Source organism: Verrucomicrobiota bacterium (genome assembly GCA_016871675.1).
In the GTDB taxonomy this organism is placed as follows: Bacteria; Verrucomicrobiota; Verrucomicrobiia; order Limisphaerales; family VHCN01; genus VHCN01.
The window spans coordinates 32,648-46,554 of sequence record VHCN01000017.1 but is presented as its reverse complement, the minus strand read 5'-3'; the positions used below and the strand labels follow the sequence as shown (position 1 = coordinate 46,554).

The window sequence follows — 13,907 nt, the reverse complement described above, 5'->3', positions numbered from 1 at the left end:
CTCGCTGCGCGACGCGTCCCGCCACCGTTGGCAATCGGGCCGAGCGCCTGCAGCGAACACATTTGCCAGCGGGCAGCAGTTCGGGTTCCATTCCGACATGACCCGTCCACTCCGCGCTCCACTTCTCGCCGTTTTCCTGTTACTCGTCGCGCCGATGCCCCGCGCCAAAGCCCAGGCCGCCTCGGCACCCGGCTTCGCCGAATCGCCGAAGCTGCAGGCGCTCGTCAACGCCGCGTCCAGTGCGACGATTGAGAAGTTAAGCGACAAGAAACTCTTCCCGACCCAGCTCGCCGTCACGCTTGTGGACCTGACCGATCCTGCGAAGCCCGCGCGCGCGAGCTTCCGTGGCGATGTGCAAATCTATCCCGCGAGCGTCATCAAGCTCTTTTACCTCGCCGCCGCGCACCGTTGGATGGAGGACGGCAAGCTGGCCGACACGCCCGAGTTGCGCCGCGCGATGAGCGACATGATCGTCCACAGCTACAACGAGGCGACGGGCTACGTGATCGACCTGCTCACCGGCACGACGAGCGGGCCGGAGTTGGCGGACGACGAGATCAAGGCTTGGTTCGACAAGCGCAACGCCGTGAACCGCTACTTCACGTCGCTTGGCTACGCGAACCTCAATGCCAGCAAGAAGCCGTGGTGCGAAGGCCCCTACGGCCGCGAGACGCAGGCCATCAACACCTTCACGCCCAAGCGGAACATGCTCACGACCGACGCCACCGCGCGGCTCATGACCGAGATCGCCACGGGCAAGTGCGTCTCCGCAACGCGCAGCGCCGAGATGATGAAGCTCCTCGCGCGCAATCCCGCCGCGAAGGAGAAGGACCCCGACAGCCAGGCGCGGTTCACCGGCCCCGTGCTGCCTGCGGGCGCGAAACTCTGGTCCAAGGCCGGCTGGACGAGCCAGACACGCCACGACTGCGCCTACGTCGAGCTGCCGAGCGGCGCGAAGTTCGTGCTCGTCGTCTTCACCACGGATCACTCGGGCGAGAAGGAAATCATCCACACCGTCGCGAAGGTTGTGGTCGATGGGATGGCCGCTGCAAAGTGACGTGAGTCCGACAAGCATCGCCCCGGCTTGGAGAGCGTTCGACGCCCCGGCGCTCGCGCAGACGTCGCGAATCGAGTTGGCGATTGCTGAGGCGACGACGCAGTTCTTCCTCGAATGGGTGCGCGACCGGATGCAACGCGTGAAGCCCGCAGACGGCACCCAGCTTGAGGAGGTGTTTGCCTCCCACGGCGGCGCGGAGAAGTTCCGGGTCTCGAAATCGGCCGCAGCGGATGCGGACTGGGCCGTGGTTCGGGCGAGGGGTTCAGTCGGGCGCGGGCCGTTACTTCTTGGGCTCGCTCTTGGGTTTCTTGGGCAGGGGCAGCGCGGGGTCTGTCACTACCGTGTTGTCCTTTGACGTTCCCAAGTCGGTCCCGTCGGCCGCCTTGCCGAGGATTGCGATGATGCGCCGGGTCTTCGTCTCCTGCGGCGTGAGACCCTTGGCTTTTGCAAGGCGGTCTGTGTGGGCTTCGACGCGATGCAGCGCCTCAAGGGTCTTGTCGATCTTGTCCTTGATGGATTCGCCGTCCTCGGTCTTCTCGGCGAGGTAATCCATGATGGTCTGTTCGATGTCCGGGCCGAGTTGCTTGATGGACTCACGGTCCTGCGTGGCGTTGAGCACGGCGCGGATTTTCGCGGCGTTGTTCTCAAGATACAGGTCGAGGTGCTTGCCCATCTGAACCGACGTCGTGGCGCAGAACTGCCGCAGGTCCTGCTCAACCTTGCTCTCCAGTTCCTCTCGAATGAGCGGGATTTGGTCCATCACGAGCGTCGGGATCTGCCGCACGAGCTCGGGAATCTTCTGTTTGAGTTCGCCCGCGAGATCGGTGGCCTTTTCCTGAACTTCATTATTGACGAAGAGCGTGACGTAATCGGCGGCGGTCTTGGGGTCGAGCCACTCGAGGATGCGGCTGGTGACGAAGCTCATGTAGCCGAGAACGATGAGCGACGCGATCAAGCCGGCGATTTGCGTGCGGCGCAGCGATGCCCGGGCTTTGGCAAGCTGGTCGGCGATGAATTGCTCGGCTGCGGACTGGCCGGTAGTGGGAGTCGACGTTGCCGCTGGCGCCGGTTGCCCGGTGGAACCGCTCGACGGGTCGCTGGGTGTGGGTGTCGTGCTCATGTTGGGTTAGAGATGGGGTTGTTACTTCTTCGCTTCTTTCTTCTTCGGCTCCTTCGGCGACTTGGTTGAAGGATCTTTCTCGTCCAGGTCGCTGAGGTCCTTGAACTCCTGCTGGAGCAGGTCGATGATCAGCGAGGCCATCTCCCATTTGGGAAAGTCCTCCGAGGCGTCGAATTTCTCCGTGCGTTGGATCTCCGAGACGTTTTCCAGGATGTTGTTCAGCGACAGAATGTGCGGAGCGAAGAGCCGGTCGCTGACGTGTTCGACCTGATCATGCGTCTCGGCGACCAGATTGTGCACGAGCGAGGCGACATTTTCAGGGGTGACCGTCGGATACATTTTCCGAATCTTGTCCTCGCGCTTCTTGAGCATCGCCCCGAAGGTCGAGTCGAGGACCTTCTCGCCGCGGTTCGGGAGGTTGTGCGTCAGCAGGTCGATTTCCTTCTTCAAGGTCGCGGCGATGTCAGGGGCGCGCTCATTGAGCTTTTGAATCTCAAGCTCAACCATCGGCTTGATGTCGTAGATCGCCTGCGTCGCGATCTTCTGCAGGCCGGGAACGACGTTCGTCTTGAGGCTGGCGGTCACGTCTCCGAGGAAGGCGTCCTGACGCGGCCCGGGGCTCGCCAGGCCGTTGACACCGTCGATCAGCCGCCCGACGCAAGCGGCCACGATGACGATGATGGCGAGGACGGAACCGGCCCGCCACAGGCGAGTTTGCGAGCGAACGGACTCCAATTCCTGAACTTGTTTCTGAACTTCATCCGGGCTCATAAATTGAGGCAAGGTTTGATGTGTGATGATTGTCTAGCTGGGTCGAATGGTGTTCTAGCCGAAGGCCCGGAAGAGGGGCAAGGGAAATATTCAGATTATTTTGAGCATGCCCGGTGGCCCTGTCGCCGTTGCGTCTTCCCCTGGTTGCCTGCGTGAAGTGGTATGCACGCGGGCAGCAACGACGAGTCTCGCGCCCTCGTTCGAAATGCCCACCCGGCCGCGACTGAATTCGCGCCGACGGGGTCGAGTCTAGCCCACGACACGTCATGCGAACTTCCCTCGCTATCTGGTCCGCAGTTCTCGTCACCGTCACCATGGCCCTGCGCGCGGCTGAACCGCCTGCCAAGGAGTCCGCGCAGGCGCCCGCCCCAGCAAAGGCGTCGAAGGGCGAACCCGCCTCCAAGCCCGTCGAGGAACTCGCCGCGATCGCCAAGCCGTCCATCGTCGTTATCTCACACTACGGGCGTGACGGGGGCGTGGACGGCGTCGGCGCGGGATTTGTCATTTCAACGAACGGCCTTATCGCCACGAGTCTGCACGTGATCGGCGAGGCGCGGCCCATCTCTGTGCAGTTTGCCGATGGACGGAAGTTCCACGCCACGCATGTCCACGCGTGGGATCGGAGTCGCGACCTCGCGATCATCCAGATCGCCGCCTCCAACACACCGGCGCTGGCGCTCGGCGACTCGGACACCTTGAAGCAGGGCACGCCTGTCGTCGCGCTCGGCAGCCCGCGCGGGCTCGACTTCTCCGTGGTGCAGGGCGTCGTCTCGGCGAAGCGCGACATCGAACTTGCGGAGATGATCCAACTCGCCATTCCGATCGAGCCGGGAAACAGCGGCGGTCCGCTGCTCGACATGCAGGGTCGCGTCCACGGCATCCTGACACTGAAGAGTGCCATCACGGAAAACCTCGGCTTCGCGATGCCCGTCAATGCGCTGAAGCCGCTGCTCGCCAAGCCAAACACCGTCCCGCTGGATCGCTGGCTCACAATCGGCGCGCTCAATCCGCGCGAGTGGGCGCAAGTCAACGGTGCTCGGTGGACGCAGAAGGCCGGTCGCATCTCCGTCGAGGGCGCGGGCAATGGCTTCGGCGGGCGGTCATTGCTCGTCTCGCAGCGCGTGGTGCCCGCGCGACCTTACGACGTGAGCGTGACGGTGAAGCTCGATGACGAGTCGGGCGCCGCGGGGCTCATCTTTGAGAGCGACGGCGGCGACCGGCATTACGGGTTTTATCCAAGCGCCGGCCGGCTCCGCCTGACGCGATTTGACGGACCAAATGTCTTTACATGGCATGTGCTGCAGGAAGTCGCGACGCCGCATTACAAGCCCGGCGACTGGAACACGCTCAAAGTCCGCGTCACAAGGGACCGGACAACGTGCTTCGTCAATGGCCATCTCGTCGCCGAGACGGACGACGGCGAATTGACCGCGGGCAAGGCCGGTCTCGCGAAGTTCCGCGACACGCAGGCGCAGTTCAAGGAATTCGCCGTCGGCACGAACCTCACGCCCACCACGCCCTCGCCGGACGTCGTGGCGGGCATCCTCAAGCAGGTCGAGAAGCTCCCGGCCACCGGCGCGCTCGACTTGAAAACCATCGAGGCACTCCAGCCGCACGCCGCGGCCGTGCCTGGGATTCTTGCCGAGCGGGCGAAGCAGCTCGAAGCCGAGGGCCGGCAGCTCAAACGGCTCGCCCTCGCGGTGCACCACAAGGCCGTTCAGGACGCCCTGGTGAAGGCGCTCGCGCAACCCGAGGAAACGATCGACCTGTTCCACGCCGCGCTGTTGCTGGCCAAACTCGACAATCCGGAGATGGACGTCGACGCCTACCGCAGGCAGCTCGATGCCATGGCCGCGGATGCCCGCGGCCGTCTCGCGGGAAAAACCGACGAGGCGTCACGGGTCGCCGCGCTCGTGAGCTTCATGTTCACCGAGTCGGGTTTCCACGGAAGCCGCAGCGATTACTACAACCGCGCGAACTCCCACATGAGCGGCGTGATGGACGACCGGGAGGGGCTGCCGATCACGCTTTCGGTGCTTTTCATCGAGCTCGCGCGGCGCGCCGGGGTCGAAGGCATCCGCGGTATTCCGCTGCCGAGCCATTTTGTCGTGCAGCACAAGCCCGCGAAGGGCGACGCCCAGTTGCTTGACGTGTTCGATGGCGGCAAGACGCTCTCGCGACGCGACGCCGAACGGCTCGTGCAGTTGAACACGGGCGAGCCCCTCCGCGAAGCGGATCTCCAGCCCGCCACCAAGCGCGACATCATCCTCCGCATCCTGCGCAACCTCGTCGGCGCCTCCAACCGCGCGGGCTCCAACGACCCGCCGCTGCGTTATTTCGAGATCATTTGCGCGCTCGCGCCCGACTCGCCGCGCGACCGGCTCAGCCGCGGATTGCTCCGCGCCCAGTCCGGCGACACTTCCGGTGCGCGGGACGACCTTACTTACGTGCTGGAGAAACAGCCGCGCGGCATTGATCTCGACCGCGTGAAGGAAGTGCTGCGCCGGCTCAACCGCGAGCCGTGAATCGCATCCATCGGCAGATGCCAGCCGGTCCCGCCGGCGACACCGTTCTTGACCTCGCCCTGCCTCCGCTAGAACGTCTGCGCCGACATGGTCCTTGAAGTCGTGAAATACGGACACCCCGTCCTGCGTAAAAAGGGCGCCAAGGTCGAATCCATCACGCCGGAACTCCGGCAGCTCATCGCGGACATGTTCGAGACGATGGCCGCGAAGCGCGGCGTGGGACTCGCCGCGCAGCAAATCGGCGAGGCGCTTCAACTGACCGTGCTCGACATTCGCGCGGTGACGGACCGGCCTTCGACACTCGAACTCGACGGCAAGCCCGCCGACCCGAACTCGATCATGCCACTCATCCTGCTCAATCCGGAACTCACACCCGCGGCTGAGCCTGTCCCGGGCAGCGAGGGTTGCCTGAGTTTCCCGGAACTCTACGGCGAGATTTCGCGCCCGGAGTCGATCGATGTCCGCGCGCTCAACGACAGGCTCGAACCCGTGCAGTTCCGCTGCGGCGGATTGCTCGCGCGCGCCATCCAGCATGAGCACGACCACTTGCACGGGATTCTGTTCATCGACCGCATGAGCGCGGAAAAAAAGCGCGAACTGAAACCCGAGCTGGACGAACTGGCGCTGGAAACCAAGGCGGCCCTGAAGCGGGGCAAGGGCGGATAGCCCGCAGGAATCGGATCGCAGACCCGGGCCGGGGGCTGCGCCGAGTCTGACCACGGGACGCCGTCTGCCGCCGGTCAAAACACCTTCCGCAAGGTCGAGGGCAGGATGTTCAACTCGGACCGATACTTCGCGACGGTCCGGCGGGCGATGACGATGTCCTTCTCCTTGAGCTTTGCCACGATGGCTTCGTCGGACAGCGGGTTCGCCGTGTCCTCCCCGGCGACCATCGCGGCGATGATGTCCTTGATGCTCGTGTTCGCCATGTCCGCGCCGGTGGTCATCTTGAAACCGGACGTGAAGAAGAACTTCATCTCGAACACGCCGTGGGGCGTCTCCATGTATTTGCCGGACACGGCGCGGCTCACGGTGGTTTCGTGCACGCCGACGACCTCGGCGACCTGGTTCATCGTGAGCGGCTTGAGGTGCGTGATGCCCTGCTCGAAGAACGCGCGCTGACGGTTCAGGATTTCGCGCCCGATGTTGAGGATGGTGCTCTGCCGCTGGTGCAGGCTTTTGATGAGGAATTTCCCGGCGCGGATTTTCTCGCGGATGTATTCGCGCACCTCGACGGGCGTGTCGGCTTGCGACATCAGGTCCTTGTAATGATTGCTGATGCGCAGGTGGGGAACCTGGTCGTTGTTCGTGGTGACCTGCCATTCGTCGCCGACTTTCTGGACAAAGACCTCCGGGACGATGTATTGCGGGTCATCGGGAAGGAACGCCCTCCCGGGCCGCGGCTCGAGCTGCGCGACGCGCTCGGCGGCGTTCTGCACGTCCACGGCGTCGATGGCGTCATTGGCCAGCAGGCGGGCGATTTCCTGAAAGCGCCGCCGCCCGAGAAGATCCATGTGGTCGCGCAGGATTCCATACTCGAGCGTCTTGGTGCGGCCGGCGCGCTCGAGCTGGAGCATGAGGCACTCGCGCAGGTCGCGCGCCGCGACACCGGGCGGCTGGAACGACTGCACCACTTTGAGCACGCCCGCAATACGATCGGCGGGCAACCCCGTTGACGCCGCGAGTTCGTCAACTTTCGCCTGGAAAAACCCGTGCTCGTCAATGTTGCCGATGATCAACTCGGCGATCTGGTTGTCCCCGGCGGGCAGGTTCGCTTCGCGCGCCTGTTCGAGCAGGAACTCCTGCAATGAGGTTTCCGCCACGAGCGAGTCGAACATGAACTGCCGGCGTTCCTCGTCCTCGGGCGTCGCGCGGTTGGGCAGGCTGCTCTGCGAGAAGTGCTCGCGCCACTCCTGGTCCATCTGCACGAGCCGGTCGAACTCCGCCTGGAAATCATCCACGGGCTCGGAACTTGGCTTCTCCGTCGCCGGGTCGAATTTCACATCGGCCGGCGGCTCCGCGGGATCGGTGGGGTCGATGTCGGCCTCGCCGTCCCTTTCGCGGGCGGCCTTTTCCTCCTGCGACAGCTCGGGCGCCTCCTCGAGGACGGGGTTTTGTTCGAGCTCCTGCTCGACGAGCGCCTTGAGTTCGAGGGTGGGAGCCTGCAACAGCGCCAGCGATTGCTGGAGCTGCGGGGCCAGCACCATCTGCTGGCTCATGCGTTGGCTCAGATGTAACCCTTGCGCCATGCGCGTGAAGATACGGGCGCAGCGGCGCGGCTCAAGGAGAGAAACGGGGCCGCCAAATTCATTGCCCGCCTCGGCCGCCCGTCCTACCGTCGCTCGTGCCCGCGCGGTTCACAATTCTTGGAAGCGGTTCGAGCGGCAATTGCGCCTACCTGGAATCGGGCGACACCCGTCTGCTCATCGATGCCGGCTTCAGCGGCCGGCAAATCCGGCACCGGCTCACGAGCCTGTCCCGCGGTCCCGAATCGCTCGCCGGAATCCTCATCACGCACGAGCACAGCGACCACGTGCAGGGACTCACCACCATCGCGGCGAAGCTGCGGGTGCCGGTGTATTGCAACGCCCACACCGCGCGCGCCCTCGAGGAGCAGCTCGGCCTCCAGCTCGAGTGGCGCCTGTTCACCACGGGCGCCAGCTTCGAGGTGGGCGAGGTCACGGTCGATTCCTTCAGCGTGCCGCACGATGCGTGGGACCCCGTCGGTTTTCTGATTCGCGCGCCTTCGGGGAACGTCGGCATCCTCACCGACCTCGGCCATGCGACGACACTGGTCATCGAGCGCATTCGCGAGTCGGACATCCTGCTGCTCGAAGCCAACCACGATTTGAAGTTGCTGCAGGAGGACACCAAACGCCCGTGGAGCACCAAGCAGCGCATCCTCGGCCGGCACGGCCACCTCTCAAACGACGCCGCGGCCGGTGTCGCCGCGGAAGTCGTCACGGACCGGTTGCGCCATCTTTACCTCGGGCACTTGAGCCGCGACTGCAACACGCCGCAACTCGCGCACGACACGGTCTGCGCGCGACTGCACGAACTCGGCGTCCGGCACGTCCGGGTCGAGACCGCGGGACAGGATTCGCCGAGCGCGACGATCGAACTGTGAGTTCACAACCCGTCCCGGCCGCGACATGTGCCGGGCCCGCTGATCATTCCGCCATTTCACCGCCACCATGCTTCGCGTCCAGCGCATCGAGTCCCTCGACATTCCGGAGCTCGCGCCCTACCGCTCGATGCGGCTCCAGCGCGACCACCATCAACAGGGCATCTTCGTGGCCGAAGGCGAGAAGGTGACACGCCGCCTTCTCGAGAGTCCCGTCGAGGTCATCTCCATCGTCCTGCCCGACAAATGGCTCGCGGACCTCGGTTCGCTCGCGGAACGCCGGCGGGAAACTGTCATCGCCCACGTCGCGCCGAAGGAGGTTCTCGAAACACTCACGGGTTTCCCGATGTATCAGGGCGTGCTCGGGCTGGGGCGCATTCCCGCGGCGGTGCCGCTCGACTCGGCGCTCCAATCGAGCCCGGGCCCGCGGCTCTTCGCCGCCGTGGACGGACTCACGAGCAGCGAAAACCTCGGCATCGTGGTGCGCAATTGCGCCGCGCTCGGCGTGCAGGCTTTGCTCGTCGGCGAGACTTCGTCGCATCCCTACATCCGCCGCGCCGTGCGGAATTCGATGGGCGCGGTGTTCAAGCTGCCGCTCATCGAGCCTGCGTCACTCGTCGAGGCGATTGCGGACCTTCGCCGCCGCGGGGTCTGTTCGTTCGCCGCGCATCCGCACACGGACGAGTGCAAACTCTCCGCAGCGGATTTCACGGGCGACTGCTGCATCGTGTTCGGGAGCGAAGGGCAGGGCCTCTCCGCCGAAGTGCTCGACGCGTGTGAGCGGTGCGTCGCCATCCCCATGTGCGAAGGAGTGGACTCGCTCAACGTCGCGAGCGCGACCGCGGCGTTTCTCTACGAAGTCCGTCGCCAGCGCGGGCTCGCGTGAGGATTGCGGCGGGCCCCGTGTTGCCCGCGCTTCCGTGTCAGCCACCGCCGAGATACCCGCGGCCGGGCGGCCATCCGTGCTGCATCAACACATCGCGCGTCGCATCCAGCACGGCAGGCGGCAACACACTTCCGCCGTGCAATCGCGGCGACGGCGCGTGCCCCGCCCGGTTCCCGTGCGCAAAGAAGTGATCCATCGCCTTGTTCGCATTCGCGAAGGCGTTGCCTTGCGGCAGCCCCGTCACGATGCGGAACACCTCGTTCACGACCGTGGTGAGTTTGCTCGAAGTCGCCCCGGCTCCGGCCGCGCGGCCTGCGTTCACGTCCTCGATCACCGAAAGCAACTCGCGCCCGAAGCAGTTCGCCGTGCTCAGCAGGAAGCCGTCGTAAGGTCCGCCCGCCGCGCGCGGCCACTTCGCGTAGTCCGCCTCCGCGCCACGCACGAGGAACACGCCATCGAGGGGCGCGCCCGATCGCGCCACGCGATCCGCGCTGCTCGTGTCCTTGAACAGGATGAAGTTCGGGAACCGCGCCGCGAGCGCGGCCACCGTGTCGGGCGTCATTTCGTTTTGCGTGACCTGCGGGAGTTGATACAGCGCCGTGGGAAGACCGAGCGCGAGGATGCCCGCGAGCGCGGCGTGAATCTGCGGCTGCGGGAGTTCCGCGCCCTTCGGCGGGCACACGGTGAAGCCGCACACGCCCGCGCGCGCGAGCGCCTCGTCCACGTCGCACGTGCCCGCGCGCGATTGCAGCCAGCTCACTGTTTCGAGGATGCACCGGCGCGCCTCGGCCGCGTCGGTCTTGAGCACGCCGATGAGCACGCGCAGCCCGAGGGGCGCCGATTCGCCGAGGATGTAATCGAGGAGTTCGCGGATTTCCGCGTCATCCATCTCCCAGCCGTCGCCGGTCGAGCCGGGGATGAGCAACCCCTTCACGCAGGGCGCGAGATGCCGCAGGTGCGCCGCCTGCCGCGCGCGGTCGAGCCCGCCCCCGGCGCGATAATGCGTGATCATCGGGCACCACAGCGCGGGAACGCCTGCGGGAAACAGCCGGGCGAAGCACCGCGCGCGATCGGGGTTCATGCGGGCTGGTCGGTCGCGGGATCGGCCGGGCTCACCGGGCGCCTGCGCCCAGCGGCCTCCATTTCACCGTGCGGACGGCGCTGTCGGTTTGATAGGTGGCGATGCCGAACGGGATGCTCGATTCGATTTCGCCGAACCGCATGCTGATCTTCTTGTCCTTGATGTCCTGGTCAATGAGCAGCTTGGCCTCGCGGTCGAGCCGGACTTGGATTCGGTCCTCTGTGACCCGCAGCCAGACATGAAACCACTTGTCCTTCGGAAACGTGAGGAATTGCGTCGTCTCGTTTTCCGACGCGTCGAGTCCGTCGATGCTTGAAATGCCCACGGTGGCGCCGCCCCAACCGCCGAGCACGAGCGTCGCGTGCGCCCTGCCGACGGGGAAGGTGAGCCCGCAGAAAAAATCCCCGCCTTCGATCTTGAGCGCCTCCAGTTCGACTTCGTACGCGCCGGACGGCGGCGGATTCGTGAGCGTGATGCCGCTGAGACTCGCGCCCGCGGGAATGAGGATCACAGGCCCGCCTCCGCGGAAGCTTTGTTCGATCCTCGGTTCGCCGCCTCCGGCGAAGTCCGTGATTTTCCATCCCGCGAGCGACTTGCCGTCGAACAGCGTGCGCCAGCCGTCCGTGGGCCGCACGGTCGCGCGTGCGCGCGCCGCGGAACTTTCGGATGGGTGGCAACCCAGCCGGCAGGACGTGCCGGGCAGCGCGCCCGCCGCGAGCAACACGGCAGCGAGACATCGCGCCGCGCTGGAGAAGGTGAGCGAATCCGGCCGGGTCATGGGGGTGGATTGTTGGCTCGCCGTCATCCGTGATCAAATCAAAAACCAGTGGCAAGTGAGACGGACTGCAGCCGACGCGGTGCTGCCGGCGTTCCGATGCCCGTCCGGCCGGCGGCATCGCTCAGCCTGCGTGATCGGGGCGGGCGGCCCGGCGCGAGCATCTGGGATTCGCGCAACCGCGGGATCACCATTCACGGCACGGACTGCCTGCTCGTGCGGGATTGCGTCGGCGACCGGCGCGTGGGACTCGACCTGCCGGGGTGGTAGGTGCCAGACTCGGCCTCGCACGCGAATTCACGGCCCGCCACCGGACGCGATTTCGGTCCTTGAACTTGGGCGGGGCGCCGCAATCCTTGCGGCCCGGACGCTTCGCATCCGGGCTGGCCGCCCAGGATGGCAGCGCCCCGTTCGCAGGCACGGTGCCCGCAACGGGGGTGATGCGTGTTCACCGTTGACGCTGGTGAATGCGCTTCGCACACTGCGCGTGGCGATCCAACCCTTCGCCGGGGCGGATCGCTTTTTTGCTGACCGCAACCCGAATAGGAACATGAACCTCGACACCCTCTACTCGTCCCTCACCATCAAGACCGGCGCGAAGCTCGCGCTGGTCGTCCTCGACGGTCTCGGCGACATCGCCACGGCCGCGCAGGGCGAACTCACCCCGCTCGAAGCCGCCCGCACGCCGAACCTCGACGCGCTCGTGCGCCGCGGCGTCGCGCAGGGCCGGATGATTCCCGTCGCGCCCGGCATCACGCCCGGCAGCGGGCCGGGCCATCTCGGGTTGTTCGGCTACGACCCGTTGGACTACGAGGTCGGCCGCGGTGTGATCGAGGCGCTCGGGCTCGGCCTGGAGATGAAGGCCGGCGACGTCGCCGCGCGCGCGAACTTCTGCACGCTGGACAGGAGAGGCATCGTGACCGACCGGCGGGCGGGCCGAATCGCGACCGGGGTGTGCGAGGAGTTGTGCGCGCTGCTCTCGAAGAAGATCAAGAAGGCGGGCGGCGCGCAGGTGATCATCAAGGCGGGCAAGGAGCACCGGTTCGTGGTGATCTTCCGCGGCAAGGGGCTCGAAGGGCCGCTGGGTTCCACGGACCCGAACCGCGAGGGTTTGCCCATCGCGACCGCGAAGCCGGCGAACGCAAAGTCCGCCGCGCAGAAGCGAACCGCGAAAGCCGTGGCGGATTTTTGCCGGCAGGCGCTGCCGTTGTTGGCGAAGCAGGCGAAGGCGAACGGGTTCCTGATGCGCGGCATCGCGCACCAGCCGGAGATTCCATCGTTCGAGGAGCGCTACCAGCTCAAGCCCGCGTGCCTCGCGGTGTATCCGATGTACAAGGGGCTGGCGCAACTCGTGGGCATGACGAAGATCGAGGGCCCGCAGACCATTGCAGGGCAGTTCGAGCGATACGTGGCCGAGCGCGCGAACTTTGACTTCTTCTTCATCCACTACAAATACACGGACAAGTTTGGCGAGGACGGGAACTTCGCCGCGAAGACGAAGGCGATCGAGGAGTTCGACGCGGCGCTGCCGATCCTGCTTGCGAACAAACCCGACGTGCTGGCGATCACGGGCGATCACTCGACGCCGTGCGCGATGAAGGGCCACTCGTGGCATCCGCAGCCGGTGTTGTTGCACTCGGCGTTCAGCGGTTCGGACAAACTCGACCGCTTCACGGAAACCGACGCGAACCTCGGTTCGCTAGGCGTGTTCGAGGCGAAGCACCTCATCCGGCTCATGCAGGCCAACGCCCGGATGTTCGACAAGTTCGGCGCGTAGCCATTGCGAGCTGAGATTTCAGCCGGACCGATGCGGGGGCACCGGAGCGCGCCCGGGAATCCTCCCTTGCCGCGTGGCGAGTTTGCGTAAAACCGTGCCCCAAAATCGCCCGCGACAGCGCCGCGACGACCGGGTCAACGCATCGGAAGTGGCCCCAACCTCAACACACCCGCCGGCAGCCGGCAACGGCCTGCATCCCCCGCCATGCCCATGATGTCGCGCATCGTCCATTCCCTCCCGTTTCGCCGGCGAGCCGGACTGCACGCGGGTTCGACGGACGGGAAGTTATCCTTGTCTAGTTCGGGTTGTGTGGCACTTTACGCGCACGAAACGGATCCAAACCATGAACAAGCCCAAGATCATCGCCTACCTGAAGCCCACCTGCGGTTGGAGCAACGGCGTCCGCGCCATCCTTCGCAAGTATGACCTGCCTTACGAGGATCGCGACATCATCAATGACCCCGTGCAGCGGCAGGAAATGATCGAGAAGAGCGGCCAGATGCTCAGCCCGTGCGTCGAGGTCAACGGCCAGATGCTCGCGGACATCAGCGGCGAGGAAGTCGAAGCCTACATGCTCGCCAACGGACTTGTGCAGTCGAACGCGCGCACTCCCGATGCGCCGACGAACCAGCCTTGCGCCCACGAGATGCCCGGCGCCGCGCCGATGCAATTCAACCGCTGATCCAGTTGTTTCCCGACCCACCGTCGTCCGGCGCCGGTGGATTCGCCCGGCGCGCAACAAGCGTTGTTCGGAAAGGTTGCCGCGGTTCCGCGCAAGCAGGCTTTCGCCA

General features: G+C 65.5%; 12 protein-coding genes. 7 read left to right on the top strand and 5 right to left on the bottom strand.

The genetic code is table 11. The annotated features are described in order from the left end of the window. Positions 1–97: 97 nt before the first annotated feature. Positions 98–1,057 carry a serine hydrolase gene (locus tag FJ386_05930; protein ID MBM3876243.1) on the top strand — a complete coding sequence of 320 codons (960 nt, stop codon included), beginning with the start codon at positions 98–100 and terminating at the stop codon, positions 1,055–1,057. Between the two features lie 280 nt (positions 1,058–1,337). Here the strand turns inward: FJ386_05930 and FJ386_05925 are convergent, their stop codons facing one another. Beyond that, positions 1,338–2,177: a hypothetical protein gene (locus tag FJ386_05925; GenBank protein ID MBM3876242.1), complete on the bottom strand. Its 840-nt coding sequence runs from the start codon at positions 2,175–2,177 to the stop codon at positions 1,338–1,340. Positions 2,178–2,198: 21 nt separating this feature from the next. After that, positions 2,199–2,948: a hypothetical protein gene (locus tag FJ386_05920; protein MBM3876241.1), complete on the bottom strand. Its 750-nt coding sequence runs from the start codon at positions 2,946–2,948 to the stop codon at positions 2,199–2,201. A 266-nt stretch (positions 2,949–3,214) separates the two neighbouring features. On the opposite strand from FJ386_05920, the gene FJ386_05915 reads away from it, so the two are divergent. Together FJ386_05915 and def are read left to right on the top strand one after the other, a co-directional pair. Next, entirely contained in the window at positions 3,215–5,473 is a 2,259-nt protein-coding gene (locus tag FJ386_05915) for a tetratricopeptide repeat protein (GenBank protein ID MBM3876240.1), read from the top strand. A gap of 87 nt (positions 5,474–5,560) precedes the next feature. Beyond that, the gene (gene def / locus FJ386_05910) at positions 5,561–6,139 is read left to right on the top strand and encodes a peptide deformylase (GenBank protein MBM3876239.1); all 579 of its coding nucleotides are present in this window, start codon (positions 5,561–5,563) and stop codon (positions 6,137–6,139) included. Positions 6,140–6,213: 74 nt separating this feature from the next. Here def and rpoN read toward each other — a convergent pair whose 3' ends face one another. Next, positions 6,214–7,722 (bottom strand): RNA polymerase factor sigma-54, encoded by a 1,509-nt coding sequence (rpoN, locus tag FJ386_05905; protein MBM3876238.1) that lies wholly within the window; start codon positions 7,720–7,722, stop codon positions 6,214–6,216. A 56-nt stretch (positions 7,723–7,778) separates the two neighbouring features. On the opposite strand from rpoN, the gene FJ386_05900 reads away from it, so the two are divergent. Next, positions 7,779–8,600, top strand: a complete 822-nt coding sequence (locus FJ386_05900; GenBank protein ID MBM3876237.1) for an MBL fold metallo-hydrolase — start codon at positions 7,779–7,781, stop codon at positions 8,598–8,600. A gap of 67 nt (positions 8,601–8,667) precedes the next feature. Next, positions 8,668–9,483: an RNA methyltransferase gene (locus FJ386_05895; GenBank protein ID MBM3876236.1), complete on the top strand. Its 816-nt coding sequence runs from the start codon at positions 8,668–8,670 to the stop codon at positions 9,481–9,483. Positions 9,484–9,520: 37 nt separating this feature from the next. Here the strand turns inward: FJ386_05895 and FJ386_05890 are convergent, their stop codons facing one another. Beyond that, a complete protein-coding gene (locus tag FJ386_05890; GenBank protein MBM3876235.1) occupies positions 9,521–10,564 on the bottom strand; it encodes a dihydrodipicolinate synthase family protein in 1,044 nt (347 codons plus the stop codon). Positions 10,565–10,595: 31 nt separating this feature from the next. Continuing rightward, on the bottom strand, positions 10,596–11,342 hold the full coding sequence (locus tag FJ386_05885) for a DUF1080 domain-containing protein (GenBank protein ID MBM3876234.1): 747 nt from the start codon (positions 11,340–11,342) through the stop codon (positions 10,596–10,598). A gap of 547 nt (positions 11,343–11,889) precedes the next feature. On the opposite strand from FJ386_05885, the gene FJ386_05880 reads away from it, so the two are divergent. Further along, a complete protein-coding gene (locus FJ386_05880; GenBank protein ID MBM3876233.1) occupies positions 11,890–13,116 on the top strand; it encodes a 2,3-bisphosphoglycerate-independent phosphoglycerate mutase in 1,227 nt (408 codons plus the stop codon). A 343-nt stretch (positions 13,117–13,459) separates the two neighbouring features. Next, on the top strand, positions 13,460–13,798 hold the full coding sequence (locus FJ386_05875) for a glutaredoxin (protein ID MBM3876232.1): 339 nt from the start codon (positions 13,460–13,462) through the stop codon (positions 13,796–13,798). Positions 13,799–13,907 lie beyond the last annotated feature (109 nt).